Below are 16928 nucleotides of genomic sequence, written 5' to 3'. Positions count from 1 at the left end.
CTTAAGGCTTATTTACTTCTTTTTACGCATCATATCAAAATACGATACAGGCTGATCTACCTTCATTTTGATTCGTTGAAGCGGATGACGTGCAGCATCTAATTCGTTGCCTTCCTCATCCCAGATCGTTCCGACCGTTTGCTTGAAAAACGTTCCGTTCGGCCCGAAAAATTCAATTTCATGCCCTGGTTTAAAATGGTTACGTTGTTGAATCGTTGCGATGCCACTTGCGGCATCGTAATCCATGACTAGTCCGGCAAAATCATAAGGGACTGCTTTTTCTTCCGGCTCATAAATATGATCCTCATGATCCGGGGTATCATAGAAAAATCCTGTATTCAACGGACGATTGGCAGCCTTGTTAATTTCTTCAATCCATTCTGGTTTGAGTACATAATTTTCCGGATCAGCCATATAGGAATCAATTGCTTGACGGTAGACATTCACGACCGTAGCCACATAATGGATGGACTTCATACGTCCCTCTACTTTAAAGCTGTCTACACCCACATCAATCAGATCAGGGATATTCTCAATCATACACAGATCCTTAGACCCCATAGAAAAAGCATTATCACTCTCTTCAAACAATGGAAGCTGGTTAACGCCAAGCTGGAACTGTTTTAGTACATTGTTATCCTGTGCCTCTTCCTCAGATATCCAAACCTCACCTGGACGGGCATCCTCAAACAAATCATATTTCCAGCGGCAAGACTGACAACATCCTCCACGATTAGAATCTCGGTCTGTAAAGTGATTGGATAACACGCAGCGACCGGAAAATGAAGAGCACATCGCACCATGGACAAAAGCTTCGATTTCGATGTCCACATGCTTTTTAATTTCTTCGATTTCCTCCAAGCTGGTTTCACGTCCAAGTACCACACGCGGCAGTCCCTCGTCTTTCCAGAACTTTACCGCTTGCCAATTCAGCGTGGACTGCTGTGTGCTCAAATGCACTTCCAATCCGGGAACTGCCCGCAATGCCACGGATACAATGGCCGGATCAGCGACGATAACGGCATGAATTCCTACTTCATACAGATTGCGCAAGTATTCCTCAATTCCGGCAATATCTTCATTGTGAGCATAGATATTAGTCGCCACAAGCACCTTAGCACCGTACTTGTTGGCGAATTCCACACCTTCACGCATTTCTTCAAAACTGAAATTATCGGCGTTAGAACGCAGACCGTATTTTTGTCCACCAATATATACAGCATCTGCGCCATAGTGAACGGCAAACTTCAGCTTTTCTAGATTTCCGGCAGGAGCCAACAGCTCTGGCTTATCCAGACGATTCCGTTTACCTGTATATTTTCTCGTTTTGGTGATCGTTCCCATGACGTTCCCCCCTCTGTAAATTCATTTTGTAATTAATAAACCTGCTCTTTGTAGAAAAATCCGAAGGAGAGTTCCCGTTCAGGGTCTTGAAGACGGCGAACCTCATCCAGCCAGCTTTCATCATAAACATAAGCATCCGGGTCGGCTGTATAACTATCTATTGCTTTACGATAAGCACGGACAACTGCCTCATTGTATGCGGTAGGTTTCAACAAGCCCTCGATTTTAAAGCTATGCACACCCGCCTCCATCAAAATATGCAGGTCCTCCATAATACAAAAATCATCCGAACTCATAATATGTGTCCCGTTGATATCTTCATAAATCGGGAACTTCTCTTCCTGCCGCTCCGCTTCAATCAGAAACAAACCACGTCCTCTGCCGAGATCACCTTCTACCGTGCGACCCTGGTGCAGCATATAGCTTTGAACAAGCTTACGCTTGGAGTGATAAATATTAGTCATTCCATGTACCTGAACCTGTGCTTCTATATTCAACTTTGGAATCATTTCCGTAATTTCATCCATACTGAGCTCACGAGCCAAGATGACACGTGATGCCCCTTTTTCGCCCCAATAGTTGGCGGTTGCGAAGTTGGTAGAAATCATCTCTCCGTTCCAGAAAAGTTTCAGATGAGGAGCATGTTCCTTCACCGCCATGAGCACTGCTGGATCGTTAAACTCAATGGCGTCTATGCCGCATTCAGCTATGGTTTGCACATACTTCGGAAGAAGTGGCAATAGCTCGTTCGTCATCAAATTCGTCATAGATACATATACCTGTGCGGCATGCTTCCGTGCTTCTTCCACAACCTCACGGATTTGGTCCGGTGTAAAATTTCCTGGCAACCGCATGCCAAAGCGGTCATCTCCAATCAGCAATGCATTAGCTCCAGCCTCCAGCATATGGCGGGCATCCTCCGGAGAGCTGGCAGTTGCCAGCAGTTCGGGTTTGTAAGCCATAGGCTCACCTCCTAATTTGTCTTACGGTTACTTACCTGAATGTTATGCAAATGATCTTTATACGTTTTGGCAAACAAATGTTTATGTGTTCCATCTTTTTTGGTCACATAAAATAAATAATCTGTAGATTTCGGCTGTAGAGCCGCCACTACTGATTTCAGACTGGGACTTGCAATCGGTCCTGGTGGAAGTCCTTGATGTATATACGTATTATAAGGACTTTCTACAGCCAAATCCTTGTAATACAGTCGTTCCTTTTGCTTGTCCAGCATATATTGAACTGTAGCATCAATTTCCAGCTTTTTATCCTGTTGAAGACGGTTATAAATAACGCCAGCTACGATAGGCCGCTCATCGTCTACAACCACCTCACGCTCTACCAGAGAGGCAACTGTCAGCAGCTGATGCAGTGTTTCACTGCGTTGCTGCAGCCCGGCATCCAGGTCAGAAATGGTATCCAGACGTTTTTGCGTCTGCTCCAGCATCGTCTGAATGATATCCTTGGTGGTGCTTCCCTTTTTCAGTTCATAAGTTTCCGGGAAAAGATAGCCTTCCAGCGCATAGCGAAGCCCCGCCTGCTTTGGTATGTCCCGTACCAGCGGGACGTCAAAAGCGGACGGATCGTTGGCTAGCTGCAAAAATTGCTGCCGGTCTGCCAGTCCTTCCTTTTGCAGCTTCTCAGCCATCTGTCTAATCGTAAAACCCTCCGGGATTGTAAAACGGATCATTTCCTCTTTGACTACGTCCCCAGCCGATAGCTTGGCAATCAGCTGATCAAAGGTTGCGCCAGGCTGCGCTTCATATTTTCCAGCCTGAAATGCGTTTCCTTGCTGTTTGAATTTTACATAAGCCTTAAACACGAGCGCATTACGTATAAGTCCCTTTTGCTCCAGCGTATCTGCAATAGCCGATGTTCCCGTACCCCTTACCACCGTAAAAGCAACGGGTTGTGTTTTCGGCTGAACAGGCTGCATGGCATTCCATATATAGAGGATTGCACCTCCCGCTATACAAACAAGCACGAGAAGCAACGTAAGCATCCTTGTCCTTCGCTTCACATCCACCCAACTCCTTCACAGCCAAAAAGGGCGGACTGGTCCGCCCTTTCAGGTTTGATCTGCTCGTTATCCATACTTACAGCTCTTCCGGCAACGTACATTCGTCGTACAGCTCAGAAATATCTTCCCACTCATCATCATCTTCAATGGTGGTGATGGAGATTTCGCCGTCTGTGGATGAGCTTACATGATATAATTCATGTTCGCCAGCAGCAGCACCAGGTCTACGCAATACGGCGTACCGTTGCTCGCCTACCTTGAACTCTGCTTCCAACTCCATGCGTATCGCATGACCCTGTTCATCCTGCAACTCTACATCGCCGTCAAATGCTTCCTTCAAATCAGAGGTCCAGCTCAAGTCTTCACGTGAGTAGCTCGTCATTTCCCGTCTTCCTCTTCTTCTTCCTCTACAAATGTATTAAAGGTCTCTTCGACGATTTCCCATTCGGCATCGTCTTGGATCACAAACAATTTAATATCATCGCCTTCTTCTTCGTAGCGGAAGGCGTACACATCGGACTCATCAGCTTCAGGGTCCACTGGCGCAACCATCATGTACTTTGCTTCGGAACCATCTACCTCAAACTTCATAATGACCTCGAACTCTTCCTCGTTGCCCTCGTCATCGGCAATATAAATAATTTCCGGCTCTTCTTCCATACCCAATTGATTTTCAGCCATTACGAAATCCCCCTCACCTTGTACTGTGTGCGTCCAAATAATTTTGCAAGATCAGGCTTGCGGCCAGTTTATCTACCACCTGCTTGCGTTTTTTGCGGCTGACGTCGGCCTCCAGAAGCGCACGCTCTGCCGAACGCGTCGTCAGCCGTTCATCCCAAAGGTGAACGGGTAAACCCAGTAACTCCTTGAGCCGGTTCGCAAACTCAATGCAAATCTCACCGCGTGGACCCACGGTTCCGTTCATATTTTTCGGCAAGCCTACAACAACCTCACCAATTTCATGTTCACGAACCAAATTTGCAATTTTACCGAACTCGCTGTCGTCACCGCGTCGTTCTATGACTTCCAATCCTTGGGCGGTCCAGCCGAAGGCATCACTTACGGCGACCCCAATTCGGCGATCCCCGTAATCCAATCCCATTACTTTCATGCCTGTCTCCTAACGATGCTTAGCGAGATAGAAACGAACCAGCTCTTCAATCAATTCATCGCGTTCTTTTTTACGCACCAGGCTTCTAGCATTATTATGCCGCGGCACATAAGCCGGATCACCGGATAGCAAATACCCGACGATTTGATTGATCGGATTGTATTCTTTTTCTACCAACGCATCATATACGGTCAACAAAATCTCCTGAGCAGAAGCTTCCTTCTCATCCGCCTTGACATTAAATTTGACCGTTTTGTCCATGGAATCCATTGTTGACACCTCGCTTCCACAAAACATGTGTACATGTTTATGCCAGCTTATTCTTTTATATCATACCATAAGCAAAGCCCTTCAAGGAAATGTCTAAGTCCGTTTTTTTCCAAAAATCCGCAAAAATTATCGAACTTTATCCTTGTGAGGCTGCTGACACCAATTCATGCGCACGTTGAAGTGCTTCGTCCAGCTTGCTGGCATCCTTACCCCCGGCTTGCGCCATGTCAGGTCGTCCGCCACCGCCGCCGCCGCATACGGCCGCAATTTCTTTCACGAGCTTACCTGCATGAAGTCCTGTCTTGGTATGCTCAGCTGGGACAACAACGACAAAATTAACTTTGTCGTCCATTGCAGCGCCTAGCGCCAGCACAGCTGCAGGGAGCTTACTTTTCAGCTCATCAGCAATCGCACGCAGTGCATCCATGCTGGAGGCCTGCACGCGTGCAGCCAACAACTGCACTCCGCCAGCTTGCACGACTTGATCAGTCAGCTGACCCGCCTCAATAGCGCTCAGCTTGCTTTGCAGTGACTCATTTTCACGACTGAGGTCTTTAATTTGTTGCTGCAAAGATTCGATGCGTTTTGGCACCTCGGACAGCTTGGATTTAACAAGCCCAGCCGACACCTTCAACAGCTCTAATTGACCTTCCATATACTCAAAACCAAAACGTCCGGTCACTGCTTCAATACGACGTACACCTGACCCGATGCCGCTCTCGCTGACAAGCTTGAACAAACCAATTTGCGAAGTATTGCTGACATGACATCCTCCGCACAGTTCGATGCTGTAATCGCCAACCTTAACGACCCGTACGATATCACCATATTTCTCACCAAACAGTGCCATCGCTCCAAGAGCTTTGGCTTCGTCAATCGGTTTCAGTTCAATCGTCACATTCAGTTGGCTCCAGATGGCACGGTTAACCCGCAGTTCAATATCGGCCAGCTCTTCTGGGGTAATGCTACCAAAATGGGAGAAGTCAAAACGCAGACGCCCAGGTTCTACCAAAGAACCCGCCTGATTGACATGGTCACCCAGCACTTCTTTAAGCGCTTTGTGAAGCAAATGCGTAGCCGTATGATTTTTCTCAATTTCTCCACGTGAAGCTTGATCTACTTCAGCTTTTACCGTATCGCCTACGTTCAGCTCACCAGCCTCTACAACGACTTGATGCACATGCTGACCTTGCGGCGCCTTGAACAGCCCTTCAACCTTCGCGGTTACCGTTCCGCCACGCAGTAAGCCATGGTCACTGACTTGCCCGCCGCTTTCGGCATAGAAAGGAGTCACATCCAGCACGACCTGACAGGACTGTCCTTCACTAACACTCTCCACCAGCATATCATCATATACAATTGCCACAATTTTGGACTCAGTTACGAGGTCATTATATCCAACAAAATCACTTTTAACCGCCAGATCAGACAAAGCTCCGCCCTGAATCTTCATGCTGGCATTATCTTGATGAGCATCGCGCGCACGTTGACGCTGTTCCTGCATCGCTTCATCAAAGCCTTCACGGTCTACTTTCAAGCCCTGCTCGTCCGCATAATCCTCTGTGAGGTCGAATGGGAACCCGTACGTATCATACAGCTTGAAAGCATCTGCTCCGCTAATGACGTTGCGGCCTTCGGCCTTTGCCTGAGCACTGATATCAGCCAAAATAGCTAATCCGTCAGTCAATGTTTCATGGAAACGCTCTTCTTCTGTTTTAATCACCTTGATGATGAAATCACGCTTGTCTACGACCTCAGGATAGTATACGCCCATGATATCCCCAACGGTTTCCACCAGTTCAAACATAAATGGACGGTTCATGCCCAGCATTTTTCCATAACGAACAGCCCGGCGCAGTAAACGGCGAATGACGTAACCCCGTCCTTCATTGGAAGGAAGTACACCGTCACCAATCGCGAAAGCAACAGTACGAACATGGTCAGCAATGACCTTGAGAGCCACATCACTGTCCACATTGTCGTTATATTTAACGCCTGCCATCGCAGCCGTTCTCTGGATTAGTGGCTGGAAGATATCCGTATCAAAGTTGGAATCCACATTTTGTAAAATGGATGCAAAACGTTCCAAGCCAGCCCCTGTATCAATATTTTTATTAGGAAGCGGCGTGTAGCTGCCATCTTTGTTATGGTTGAATTGCGAGAATACGAGGTTCCATACTTCTAGATAACGCTCATTTTCTCCGCCCGGATACATTTCAGGGTCCGTCATGTCGCTGCCGTAGGCTTCGCCACGATCATAAAAAATTTCCGTACAAGGTCCGCAAGGTCCTTCACCGATATCCCAGAAGTTATCTTCCAGTTTGATGATACGTTCAGCCGGAAGTCCAACTTTTTCGTTCCACAGCTTGTACGCTTCCTCATCCTCAGGATATACCGTTACAGCCAGACGTTCTGGATCAAAGCCGATCCATTTCGGGTCTGTCAGAAACTCCCATGCCCATGTGATGACTTCTTCCTTAAAATAGTCGCCAATGGAAAAGTTGCCGAGCATTTCGAAAAACGTGTGATGACGGCGGGTTTTACCGACATTTTCAATGTCGTTCGTCCGAATACATTTTTGCGAATTAGCGATACGTGGATTTTCTGGTTTTACACGTCCGTCAAAATAAGGCTTAAGCGGCGCCATACCCGCATTAATCCACAGCAGGGAAGGATCTTTATGCGGAACAAGCGGTGCGCTTGGTTCAATCACATGCCCTTTGCTTTCAAAAAACTCCAGCCATTTGGAGCGGATTTCACTAGCTTTCATATAAGTAGCCTCCTAATTATGGTGTCACTGGTTTCTGGCACAGGCCATAAAAAATAGAAAAACGCCCCTGAACGGATCAGGGACGATTGTATCGCGGTACCACCCTGGTTATCGCCGTCCCTTCTGTACGAAATGCTACATGTGCAAGCGCACACCAACATCTGCTAACGGACGATCGATCGCCTTGTTTTCACTGGTAACGGGAGCATCCCGGCGGGTTCAGCCCGCACTCCGAAATGAGCTTTCCCTACTGGATAAACACATTTAAACATACTCAATTCAGTATATCCGTGTCATTTAGCCGTGTCAACGCGATTTCAGACAGCATGCATCCGGGATATAGACGAAATCAGATCGTTTTTCGCTTCACGTAATATGCAAAAAAATGCTGAAGCCCTACCTTCAAAACCGCCATCACAGGAACTGCCAAGATCAAGCCAGCAATTCCCGCAATTTCCCCACCGACTAGCAGAGCGAAAATAATGGCTAGCGGATGCAGATGCAGCGTTCGTCCCACCACCTGAGGAGAGATTACATTACTTTCTAACACTTGAATACAGGCATTAACGACTACGACTAAAAGTACCATTTTTAAGGAAACCGTAGAAGCCATAATTACTGCCGGTGCAGCGCCCAAAAAGGGGCCCAAATATGGAACAATATTAAAAAGAGCCACTACTCCGGCCAGCAACAGCGCATAAGGCATGCCAATCAGCATATATCCAATATACGCCATCACGCCAATAATGACGCAAACCAGCAATTGGCCCCTGACATAGTTGCCAAGCGCCTGATCAATTTCCTTAAGTACTGATACAATCGCCTTACGACGAGAACGCGGGAGATAAGATACAATCGTCCGTTCAAACACGTCAAAATCCTTTAAAATATAAAAAATAAGAAAAGGGACAATAAACACATTGAACAGCATGTTGATCATCCCACCAATGTTGTCCATAAAGGTAGAAATCCCAGTAGCCATCCGATTCTCCAGTTGGAAAAACCATTGATTCATCCCCGTTCGCACCCCTTGGGGTAAAATACCGCTTTCCATATTCGTCATTAGTCCCTGTGCATGCATGGTCAGCTCAGGCAGATGCTCATTCAGCTCATCCAGTTGTTCAATGAACATTGGAATCAGATTCATCAGGATCACAATAAGACTGGCCAAAAACACAGCATAAATGAGCAGTACAGCTACACTACGAGGCACCTTTCGACCGCCCAGCATACTGACTACAGGATTAAGTACATAGGAGATGATCATCGCTACCGCAAACGGAGCAATGATTGTTTTCAGAAATTCATACAAATGCAAAAACAAAGGTCTCAGCAGCCAGATAAAATATAGAATGACAAGTCCCAGCAGCGTCCATATGCCGTACCGGAACAGTCTACTTTTCGTTAATTGGTCCATTTTGTGCCCCCTTACCGGACTAGCCTCCTTTAAGTATATGCCTGTACCTCTAGTTTAATCCTTCCCGCCAGTCTAAGGTGTTCCATAAATAACCATTGTGAAAAAATGATGAAAATGGATGAAAACAATAAACAAAGTCATTCGATCTGACGATATAAGTACAAAGCACTATCCTAAGCTTTCACATTTCTGAAACATCGGGGGTCGTTACATGAACTTAAAAATGAAGCTTATTCTTCTTTTCACTTGCATTGTAATCGTTGCAGCCGGGCCTTTATCCGTCATTAGCATGACAAGCGTTAAAAATCAGGCCAATCATGATATCCAAGAGCTTATGAACAGTAAAGCTTCCGAAACCGTAAATCAGCTCGACGGATGGACAGGCGGCAAAGCTGAAATTATCGAAACATTAGCTGCGAGTCTGGAATCCAGTGATATTTCATCAAATGCCAAAATAGCATCTCTGAAAGCAGCTTTCCAAAACTATAAAGATCAAAATATTTCCAACATTTATGCAGGCTATGAAGATGGTTCTTACTGGGATGGATCTGGCTGGTTTGAAGCAAATTATGATCCTCGCGCTCGCCCGTGGTACAAGGATGCCAAAACCAAGGGAGAAATGTATTATTCCTCACCCTACACTGATGCAGGAAGCAATGACTTCACCATTTCCATCGCTAAACCGCTCAAGGATGCCAATGGCTCGATCACCGGGGTAGTCAGCGAGGATATTATGCTCAACGATATGACAAAAATGATTCAAAGCATAAACCTGAACGGATTGGGCTACGCATTTCTGATTGACCAAAAGGGAGTCGTAATCGCGCATCCAGATAACAAGCTGGCTGGCAAAAACCTCAAGGAAACCCCCGAGTTAGGATCATCGACCGCGACCCTGCTCAGCGCAGCTTCGGGAAAAACAGACTATAGCTACAATGGCAGTGACCGTCAGCTTTATTTTAAAAAGATGCCTAGCACAGGCTGGATTGTAGGCCTGTCTATTTCTAAAGATATTGCTTTTCAGGAATATTACTCCACTCGTAATCAGTTGATTATTACTGTTGCTATCATTTTAGTTGCTGCTATGCTGCTGGCGATCTGGGCGGCAAACAACTTTATCAAGCCGATTCGCAGGCTCCAAGCAAATGTCAAACGGATAGCTGAAGGCGATATGACCGCTCGTGTGGATATTAAGGGTAAAGATGAAATTGCCAGTCTGGGGACAGATTTTAACCTCATGTCAGACAATCTCTCTCACCTGTTGCGCAAGGTATCAGATACAGCTAGCGATGTCAGTTCCGCTTCCCATGATATGCATCAACACGCCAAAGATACAGGAACCATTGCCTCACAAATCTCCAGTGCAGTACAGGAGCTGGCTCAAGGAGCGAGCGACCAAGCTGAGGCCGTATATTCCGGTTCTGAGAAGCTGACACATATGACAGGATCCATCAACCAGATTGGCGAAAGTGTCAAACGGACCCAAACTGCTGTATTCGAAACAGATTCTGCCGTGCTGGCTGGGTATGAAACAGCAGAGCGTCAAGCGAAACTCGCAGCCGAGTCCAGACAAACGACCACTGCGGCAGGAGAAGCAGTAGATTCACTCACGCTGAAAACCCAGGATATTGGACGGCTGGCTGGGGCCATCCACGATATCGCCGCACAAACAAACCTACTAGCCCTCAATGCATCCATCGAAGCGGCACGGGCCGGGGAACACGGACGAGGTTTTGCCGTCGTCGCGGGAGAAGTCAGAAAGCTGGCCGAACAAGCGGGCAACTCCAGTGACAGTATCATGAGTAAGCTGGAGGAAATTAAAATTGCGGGAGTACAAAGCGCAGAGGAAATGAAGAAGGCTCTTGCTGTAACTGTAGAACAGGAGCATGCTGCCATTGCAACGAGACAGGCGTTTGAATCCATACGTGGCGCTTCTCAGCACATGCTTGCCCAAATTGAGGATGTTTCCGCCGCCGCAGATCATCTCCGTGTGAATGCCGGACATATTTCAGATGTCATCTCTAGCGTTGTCGCTGTTTCTGAGCAAAGTGCAGCATCTACCGAGGAAGTAGCTTCCTCAGTACAAGAACAAGGTCATGCTATGAACAATATTGCCGACCTTTCAGCCAAACTTGATTCTCATGCAGATCTTCTATTGGAAGAGGTCAAACGCTTTAAATTGTAGAACTAGCCATCTTCACAAAATAGGATATACAAAAGAGGGTGCCCCCAGGCCAAAAGGCCTTTCGGGACACCCTCTCCATTTTTTATTAAGCATGATCCAACCCACTAAGCTGTATTTTAAGCAATAGGTGGGAGATCACACCTCTTCGTAAACAGCCTGTCCACTTTCCGAATCAAGCTTAGGAAGAAGCGTGAATTTGCGGCAAGTCCTGTTGTGCCATCTCATCTCCAAAGAATAAGTCGTCCAGCGAACTGAGCGTTCCATCCTCTTCCACTTGGTAGACAGACATTTTTTCACCATTCACTTGAAGTTCGATAAAGCATCCCCAGCAATAAAATTGATGGGAGCCAATTTTTCCGATATCTTTGGAATTACAATTCGGACATCTCAATAAACTCACCCTATCCATTAACAGAATATATGGCTTTTTCCAGACGCTGCTCGCTTAACGGGGGAACCATAACAGCATTTTCCCCGATGGACATATCTTCGGTGCAGGGCAGCCATTTCCGCCCTTCTATAATATCCGATACAAAACCATCGCTGATTTCCAAGCCTATTATGTTATTGCCCATTTCCTGGTCAAAATAAACATCCGAGATGTGCCCGAGCATAAGCCCTTCCTCTGTTAGCACGGATAAATCCTTCAGTTTACCGGGTCCAAGCAAGTACGTATGTTGTATATCATGGGCCTCTGTTTTACGGACGGCCTGCTGATTGCGAATCATGATCGCATCCTCACCATAGGCAACGATGTCATCCCAAGCCACCATTTTGACATGAGATGAAAAAAGCCCTTTACCTTCTAGCTCAATCCCTGTAATTCGCCAATCAGCTGTCAACATAAAGTCATGTATTTTACCAATCTGCTTCCCGTCCTCGACATCGAAAACAGCAAGTCCGATCATGTCTTGAAGCTTCATATATCGGGTCCCTCCTCATTCTGCAATCCGAACGAAGGTGCGGTCCTTTTCCTACATGCCTGTCAGACCTTGCTTTTCGTTCATGCAATGAAATGGAAAACCGCCCCTCCCTTCTTACTAAAATGCGGAGAAATCCCTAGTTCCTAGTACGCAGCCGCTTCCATATGGTTTCAATTTTCTTGGCCGTGTATTCCATTTCTTCCGTAGTATTACCCAAACCGAAGCTAAACCGAATCGCTGAATTCAAAACATCTTCAGGCAGATCCATCGCCTGCAATACATGCGATAGCTCTAGAGACCCCGAAGTGCAGGCTGATCCACTGGCAGCTGCGATTCCTTCCATATCGAGATTCATCAGCATGGTCTCTGTACCAATGGCCGGAAAGCTAATATTTAGCACATTAGGCACAAAATATTCAGGATCACCGTTAATTATAAACTCATGGCTACCCAGAGAGCCTTCCAACGCTTTTAGCAACGTTTGGCGAAGAGCCATATCGTGTGCTCCTCGCTCCTCAATGGAAGCATTGGCAAGAGTTGCGGCTTTAGCCAGCCCAGCAATGCCGGCGATATTTTCTGTTCCGGCACGTCGCTTCTTCTCCTGAAGTCCCCCATGCATTAGCGGCTGAATGCGTGTACCCTGACGGATATACAATGCACCCACCCCTTGTGGACCGTTAATCTTATGGCCAGACACACTAAGTAAGTCAATCGGGAGATTCTTGCAGTCGATGGATATATGCCCGAAGGCTTGAACTGCGTCTACATGAAATATAATTCCATTCTCTCTCGCAATCTGTCCTACTTCTTGAACCGGCTGAATGACGCCCACCTCATTGTTGGCATACATCATGCTGATCAAAAAAGTATCCGGGCGAATAGCTGCCTCAATATCCGCAGGATTCACACGCCCAAAACCATTGACCGGGATATAGGTTACCTGGTATCCCGCTTTTTCCAGCTCATCGCAAGCATGAAGCACGGCGTGATGTTCAATCGCGGTTGTAATAATATGGCCGGAAGTACGACCATCTGCCGTAGCCGTCCCAAACAGGGCCAGATTATCACTCTCTGTCCCTCCGCTCGTAAATATAATTTCTTCAGGCTTGCAGCCCAAAGAGGCCGCAACGGCATCCCGCGCTGCGCTGACGGTGCGCTTGGCATCACGGCCAAAGGCATGAACGCTCGAAGCGTTGCCGAATTGACCGGTCATGATGTCCATCATAGTCTGCGCAACCTCAGGATGCATAGGAGTCGATGCGGCATGATCCAGATAAATTCTGTTCATGTTATCCACCTCAAATGTAGAACATATATAAGTCGTTATCTACACAAGCATACAGGAAGCGAGTTAAAGCCGCAAGGGTAAAGGGTTTTTACGATTTTTGAGTGAGTTATATCTACAAGAAAAAATAACAATCTACAAGCACTTTTGCGGGTAACTTGCGGGATATTTTTTAACGATATAAAGCTAAATGAGCAGTGAGGTTTTACCCCTCCTGCTCATTTTTCATTCAGTCGCCCGTACTACAGTTGATAATATTGTCCAATAATAATTTGTGTTCTTGTAAAGGTGAGACGACTTTTACTGTAACAGGTGCTTTTATATCGTGTACGATCATAATGATTTCTGCGAGAGATGCTGCTGCTTTCCGGCTTAAGTTTTGTTTTATCTCTACCCGATATTCCTGCATTGTTGCACGCCCTTTGTCGTATTTACTGGAGTGCCTCTCAGTGATATAATTTGCAACGAATAGATACCTACTGGAGGATCTCTGATTGAAAATCTCCCGTGGGAGATGCCGATTAAAGGAACTACTCGAAGAACGTCGTATAAAACAAATCGATCTTGCTAGACGCACCGGCTACAGCAGACATTTGATTTCCAATTGGGCCAACAATCAGGATAAAATGTCTGCTGATGTTATGATTAACGTAGCCTATGCCCTCGATTGTAAAATGGAAGACTTATACGAACTGATCTTTGAGTGAGCCCGTTGGCTCTCCCTCGGATAAAAGTATGGTTGAACCATACTTTTTACAGATAACTCTACTCCCCTCCCTTTTTTATCTCCCAAGTCAATTATGTCTATAATCGAACATATCTATTTTTGACATAACTATACTACTATTAAATCCCAATATTAGGGTCTTGGCAACAAAAATTCGGGCGCTGAACGTCTCTTAATATTCGACATTATAAGACACTTATTTTCGACAAAAAAAGAGTCGCTATTTCGTAGCAACTCCTGTGAAGATTATTTTGGAATTTATGAAACCCATTTCTTCAACAACCTCATCAAATCGGTGATAAGCGATGGGACACCTTTTTGATGTTTTTGTTATATCATCTTCAAAGTAAGCATCTTTGAAGATACCATTAACAATCTTTACTTTTTCTACATTAAGAGTGTTACTTCTATCCACATTCAAAAAACGATATCCGTTACTATTCAAAAAATTCTCCCAATGCCTCAAAGTTCCTACCATATAGTATGTTTTATCAAATGTGTGAACCAGTATCTGGTCTCGCTTTCTCCCCTTAGAGATGAAAAGGACTTTGTCTACTAAAACATTCTCTCCCTTTTCTATACCTCCAGGATCTGCCGATACGGTTAAACTTAGCATTTAACATTCCCCGCTTACTTTAACAATTCTTTCGGTGGTTCGGGACTGTGAATCCATGACAAACTTGCCGTGCTTACTGAAGCAACCGCAAGTGTTGTCAACATTGCAGCAATATTGTAATACATACTAGCCTTTACTTTACTCGGTTTGGTTTTCTTCATTTTTCACACCTCCTTCTATTAGTGTTAAACTCTGAACGAAAAAACTGGCAGCTACTACCGGATAAGCCAACCACAGATTTAGAGCAACAATTGCAACTCCCATAAACTTTAGCAACGGATAGTGCCGCTTTGATATACGCGTCCTCCCCTCTATCCTCGACGGCGCATAAATCAAGATAAGCACAATACTTATTATCGACGTAATAACGATCCAATTGTAATTAAAACTTGCGAAAGATAAAGCAGTAAGTAGAACTGTAGATACAATAATACACACTATATTGCTCTTTAAATGTATTCCTCCTACAATTTGGCGCAACATTGAAAAAGATATCATCGCTAGCAAAGCTTCCTGCATTCTGTCCGTAAAAAATGAGATACCGATAGTCAGTAAAATAATTGAAAATGTATTGATCGCAACGGCTATCCCGTGTTTTAGAACATCTATAGATGAAGGATGATCAGGTACAACTGTTTTGATGTGAGTCGCAATATTAAGAGCGATGGTGTCAAGACTTTTTATAGTAATCACGCTCCGTTTTTAATGCATAATACAAAAACATAGCAGATGCTAAGGCAATAAATAGAATACTCAAAAAGAAATTATTGACGTAAAACATAAATGCACAAGCTGCCAATACTCCTATTATTAAGATAATAACGAGTACATACTCCCACTTAAAACGTAGATTTTCATAATCTGCTGTAAAGCCTATTTTAAATTTATACAGGAACCACGAAATAGCTAACACCCATGCACTGGTTACCGCTTGTGCTAACGATCCTTCTGCTGAGGTCTGCATTTCTGTTGTCAAGGTACCAAAAAGCATTAATATAATCGCCGCTTGGAATAATGTATACAAAAATGTGCCTGTAATGGATATGATGGCTGCCCAGATAATCGGCATCCTAACAACAGTGGTTATCAATAATGTGAACAATATAATGTTTATGGTTGGAGCAAAAAAAGCCAAAGAAGTTTCTTCCCTTAAAATGAAACTTTGCAAGTTCATTATCAATCCAATAAACAATGCAGGCCATACATAGTCTAAAGCTCTAACTCTGAAAATAGTTAACATTAAAACGAACGCCGCAAATGTTTCTACAGTTGAGAAAAGCAAGAACCTAATAGGCTCCCACATAACACATAACCCCTTCACATAATTGGTAACAAATATGCTTTAATTCTATATTTGTTACTTGTTAGAGGCAATCCAATTACCATGTTAAATGGAAGTATTTATGTATTATGTGAGGTAATTATTTTCAGCCTGCTGATATAATATCCTCCAGCTTAATCCAACTAAAATCATCTTCACCCCGGAACAGTTTTACCTCCCTACGGGCGGTGTTAATAGACGTAACTACACCAGTCATGTCCGTATCATCGAACGGGCTAAATACGGTCACCGTGACGGCGTTGCGTGAGTTGTAAGAGTCTATTAGAGCTTGCTCAATCAGTTGTACTTCCTGATCATCCAACTCCGGTTTACCGCGCCGCTGGCGATCCTTCATAAGTTTTAAGTATCCTTCTTTATGCTCGGGCAAAATGATGCGTGAACTCTCCCATAAACCATTACCTTCAAGTTTCTTTCCCATTTATGTAGCCTCCTGATGTGTTATGTAGAAATTATATTCCGAACACTTGTTCCTTTCAAGGGATATCATTTCCAGTACGTAAAAAAATAAACCTCAGATTATCCGAGGTTTAATATTCCGTAAAATATCTACTGGCATCTCCTGCCGACATAGGTCTGATCTGCCCCCGCTCCCAGCCCTCCAGAACTACAATGTGCTGCGTGTTTGACTTGTCTTCCCAAGTAATATAGTTATCCTTCTCCAAGGCCAGCAGTCCTGCCTTTATATCCGTTACACTCCTACCTGTCTTGATCTCCAACTCATTCATAGTTGGCATTCGTCGTTTCTGTGCAAAAAAGTTGTAAAGAATATGCAGTAACTTACGCTCGATGTCTGGTAACAAAGCGATCCACTCCTTTGTTACTATTATATACAAACATGAGTTCTTATAAAATTAAGAATATTATTCCAAAAAAAACACTTCACAACCTTGTATAATGATATCATATGTGATATCATGT

20 protein-coding genes are annotated in these 16928 nt (G+C 44.9%); 2 read left to right on the top strand and 18 right to left on the bottom strand.

Annotation, left to right across the window (positions count from 1 at the left end):
• Positions 1 to 12 precede the first annotated feature (12 nt).
• The 9 genes from BN1546_RS18290 to BN1546_RS18250 all read right to left on the bottom strand — a co-directional run bounded on the left by BN1546_RS18290 (position 13) and on the right by BN1546_RS18250 (position 8932).
• The gene (locus BN1546_RS18290) at positions 13 to 1344 is read right to left on the bottom strand and encodes a peptidase U32 family protein (RefSeq protein WP_013372602.1); all 1332 of its coding nucleotides are present in this window, start codon (positions 1342 to 1344) and stop codon (positions 13 to 15) included.
• Positions 1345 to 1376: 32 nt separating this feature from the next.
• The gene (locus BN1546_RS18285; RefSeq protein WP_090738510.1) at positions 1377 to 2306 is read right to left on the bottom strand and encodes a peptidase U32 family protein; all 930 of its coding nucleotides are present in this window, start codon (positions 2304 to 2306) and stop codon (positions 1377 to 1379) included.
• 11 nt (positions 2307 to 2317) lie between these two features.
• A complete protein-coding gene (mltG, locus tag BN1546_RS18280; RefSeq protein WP_013372604.1) occupies positions 2318 to 3346 on the bottom strand; it encodes an endolytic transglycosylase MltG in 1029 nt (342 codons plus the stop codon).
• A gap of 94 nt (positions 3347 to 3440) precedes the next feature.
• Positions 3441 to 3746 (bottom strand): DUF1292 domain-containing protein, encoded by a 306-nt coding sequence (locus BN1546_RS18275; protein WP_013372605.1) that lies wholly within the window; start codon positions 3744 to 3746, stop codon positions 3441 to 3443.
• The gene (locus tag BN1546_RS18270; protein ID WP_013372606.1) at positions 3743 to 4045 is read right to left on the bottom strand and encodes a DUF1292 domain-containing protein; all 303 of its coding nucleotides are present in this window, start codon (positions 4043 to 4045) and stop codon (positions 3743 to 3745) included. Before BN1546_RS18270 ends, BN1546_RS18275 begins: the two co-directional genes overlap by 4 nt.
• 13 nt (positions 4046 to 4058) lie before the next feature.
• On the bottom strand, positions 4059 to 4475 hold the full coding sequence (gene ruvX, locus BN1546_RS18265) for a Holliday junction resolvase RuvX (protein ID WP_016819084.1): 417 nt from the start codon (positions 4473 to 4475) through the stop codon (positions 4059 to 4061).
• Positions 4476 to 4484: 9 nt separating this feature from the next.
• Positions 4485 to 4745, bottom strand: coding sequence for an IreB family regulatory phosphoprotein (locus BN1546_RS18260; RefSeq protein WP_007431624.1), 261 nt, complete (start codon positions 4743 to 4745; stop codon positions 4485 to 4487).
• A gap of 136 nt (positions 4746 to 4881) precedes the next feature.
• The gene (alaS, locus tag BN1546_RS18255) at positions 4882 to 7515 is read right to left on the bottom strand and encodes an alanine--tRNA ligase (protein WP_090738509.1); all 2634 of its coding nucleotides are present in this window, start codon (positions 7513 to 7515) and stop codon (positions 4882 to 4884) included.
• A gap of 349 nt (positions 7516 to 7864) precedes the next feature.
• Positions 7865 to 8932, bottom strand: coding sequence for an AI-2E family transporter (locus tag BN1546_RS18250; RefSeq protein ID WP_090738508.1), 1068 nt, complete (start codon positions 8930 to 8932; stop codon positions 7865 to 7867).
• A 211-nt stretch (positions 8933 to 9143) separates the two neighbouring features.
• Here BN1546_RS18250 and BN1546_RS18245 point away from each other — a divergent pair, with 211 nt between their 5' ends.
• Positions 9144 to 11117, top strand: coding sequence for a methyl-accepting chemotaxis protein (locus tag BN1546_RS18245; protein WP_090738507.1), 1974 nt, complete (start codon positions 9144 to 9146; stop codon positions 11115 to 11117).
• Positions 11118 to 11295: 178 nt separating this feature from the next.
• Here BN1546_RS18245 and BN1546_RS18240 read toward each other — a convergent pair whose 3' ends face one another.
• The 3 genes from BN1546_RS18240 to BN1546_RS18230 form a co-directional block, all read right to left on the bottom strand.
• A complete protein-coding gene (locus BN1546_RS18240; protein ID WP_013311529.1) occupies positions 11296 to 11508 on the bottom strand; it encodes a hypothetical protein in 213 nt (70 codons plus the stop codon).
• A gap of 10 nt (positions 11509 to 11518) precedes the next feature.
• A complete protein-coding gene (locus tag BN1546_RS18235) occupies positions 11519 to 12040 on the bottom strand; it encodes a PRC-barrel domain-containing protein (RefSeq protein ID WP_013372611.1) in 522 nt (173 codons plus the stop codon).
• 136 nt (positions 12041 to 12176) lie between these two features.
• A complete protein-coding gene (locus BN1546_RS18230) occupies positions 12177 to 13328 on the bottom strand; it encodes a cysteine desulfurase family protein (protein ID WP_090738506.1) in 1152 nt (383 codons plus the stop codon).
• Between the two features lie 491 nt (positions 13329 to 13819).
• Here BN1546_RS18230 and BN1546_RS18220 point away from each other — a divergent pair, with 491 nt between their 5' ends.
• The gene (locus tag BN1546_RS18220) at positions 13820 to 14032 is read left to right on the top strand and encodes a helix-turn-helix domain-containing protein (RefSeq protein WP_016821992.1); all 213 of its coding nucleotides are present in this window, start codon (positions 13820 to 13822) and stop codon (positions 14030 to 14032) included.
• A 240-nt stretch (positions 14033 to 14272) separates the two neighbouring features.
• Here BN1546_RS18220 and BN1546_RS18215 read toward each other — a convergent pair whose 3' ends face one another.
• The 6 genes from BN1546_RS18215 to BN1546_RS18190 form a co-directional block, all read right to left on the bottom strand.
• A complete protein-coding gene (locus BN1546_RS18215) occupies positions 14273 to 14668 on the bottom strand; it encodes a LytTR family transcriptional regulator DNA-binding domain-containing protein (protein WP_090738504.1) in 396 nt (131 codons plus the stop codon).
• A gap of 14 nt (positions 14669 to 14682) precedes the next feature.
• Positions 14683 to 14829, bottom strand: a complete 147-nt coding sequence (locus BN1546_RS18210; RefSeq protein ID WP_016821994.1) for a cyclic lactone autoinducer peptide — start codon at positions 14827 to 14829, stop codon at positions 14683 to 14685.
• Positions 14807 to 15361, bottom strand: coding sequence for an accessory gene regulator ArgB-like protein (locus tag BN1546_RS18205; RefSeq protein WP_090738503.1), 555 nt, complete (start codon positions 15359 to 15361; stop codon positions 14807 to 14809). Before BN1546_RS18205 ends, BN1546_RS18210 begins: the two co-directional genes overlap by 23 nt.
• The gene (locus tag BN1546_RS18200) at positions 15339 to 15971 is read right to left on the bottom strand and encodes a hypothetical protein (protein WP_176702342.1); all 633 of its coding nucleotides are present in this window, start codon (positions 15969 to 15971) and stop codon (positions 15339 to 15341) included. Before BN1546_RS18200 ends, BN1546_RS18205 begins: the two co-directional genes overlap by 23 nt.
• A 124-nt stretch (positions 15972 to 16095) precedes the next feature.
• Positions 16096 to 16428, bottom strand: coding sequence for a YolD-like family protein (locus BN1546_RS18195; protein WP_090738501.1), 333 nt, complete (start codon positions 16426 to 16428; stop codon positions 16096 to 16098).
• 109 nt (positions 16429 to 16537) lie between these two features.
• Positions 16538 to 16810, bottom strand: a complete 273-nt coding sequence (locus BN1546_RS18190) for a hypothetical protein (RefSeq protein ID WP_090738500.1) — start codon at positions 16808 to 16810, stop codon at positions 16538 to 16540.
• Positions 16811 to 16928: the final 118 nt, after the last annotated feature.

The organism is Paenibacillus sp. Mc5Re-14, assembly GCF_001049835.1.
GTDB lineage: Bacteria > Bacillota > Bacilli > Paenibacillales > Paenibacillaceae > Paenibacillus > Paenibacillus polymyxa_C.
This window is presented reverse-complemented; position numbering and strand designations above follow the sequence as displayed.

Bases quoted from the DNA above. Each gene is read 5' to 3' on its own strand.
- BN1546_RS18200 (WP_176702342.1), bottom strand. From the start codon at position 15,971: ATGTGGGAGCCTATTAGGTTCTTGCTTTTCTCAACTGTAGAAACATTT.
- BN1546_RS18245 (WP_090738507.1), top strand. From the start codon at position 9,144: ATGAACTTAAAAATGAAGCTTATTCTTCTTTTCACTTGCATTGTAATC.
- BN1546_RS18230 (WP_090738506.1), bottom strand. From the start codon at position 13,328: ATGAACAGAATTTATCTGGATCATGCCGCATCGACTCCTATGCATCCT.
- ruvX (WP_016819084.1), bottom strand. From the start codon at position 4,475: ATGAAAGTAATGGGATTGGATTACGGGGATCGCCGAATTGGGGTCGCC.
- alaS (WP_090738509.1), bottom strand. From the start codon at position 7,515: ATGAAAGCTAGTGAAATCCGCTCCAAATGGCTGGAGTTTTTTGAAAGC.
- BN1546_RS18290 (WP_013372602.1), bottom strand. From the start codon at position 1,344: ATGGGAACGATCACCAAAACGAGAAAATATACAGGTAAACGGAATCGT.
- BN1546_RS18215 (WP_090738504.1), bottom strand. From the start codon at position 14,668: ATGCTAAGTTTAACCGTATCGGCAGATCCTGGAGGTATAGAAAAGGGA.
- BN1546_RS18250 (WP_090738508.1), bottom strand. From the start codon at position 8,932: ATGGACCAATTAACGAAAAGTAGACTGTTCCGGTACGGCATATGGACG.
- BN1546_RS18210 (WP_016821994.1), bottom strand. From the start codon at position 14,829: ATGAAGAAAACCAAACCGAGTAAAGTAAAGGCTAGTATGTATTACAAT.
- BN1546_RS18260 (WP_007431624.1), bottom strand. From the start codon at position 4,745: ATGGATTCCATGGACAAAACGGTCAAATTTAATGTCAAGGCGGATGAG.
- BN1546_RS18235 (WP_013372611.1), bottom strand. From the start codon at position 12,040: ATGAAGCTTCAAGACATGATCGGACTTGCTGTTTTCGATGTCGAGGAC.
- BN1546_RS18195 (WP_090738501.1), bottom strand. From the start codon at position 16,428: ATGGGAAAGAAACTTGAAGGTAATGGTTTATGGGAGAGTTCACGCATC.
- BN1546_RS18285 (WP_090738510.1), bottom strand. From the start codon at position 2,306: ATGGCTTACAAACCCGAACTGCTGGCAACTGCCAGCTCTCCGGAGGAT.
- BN1546_RS18270 (WP_013372606.1), bottom strand. From the start codon at position 4,045: ATGGCTGAAAATCAATTGGGTATGGAAGAAGAGCCGGAAATTATTTAT.
- BN1546_RS18275 (WP_013372605.1), bottom strand. From the start codon at position 3,746: ATGACGAGCTACTCACGTGAAGACTTGAGCTGGACCTCTGATTTGAAG.
- mltG (WP_013372604.1), bottom strand. From the start codon at position 3,346: ATGCTTACGTTGCTTCTCGTGCTTGTTTGTATAGCGGGAGGTGCAATC.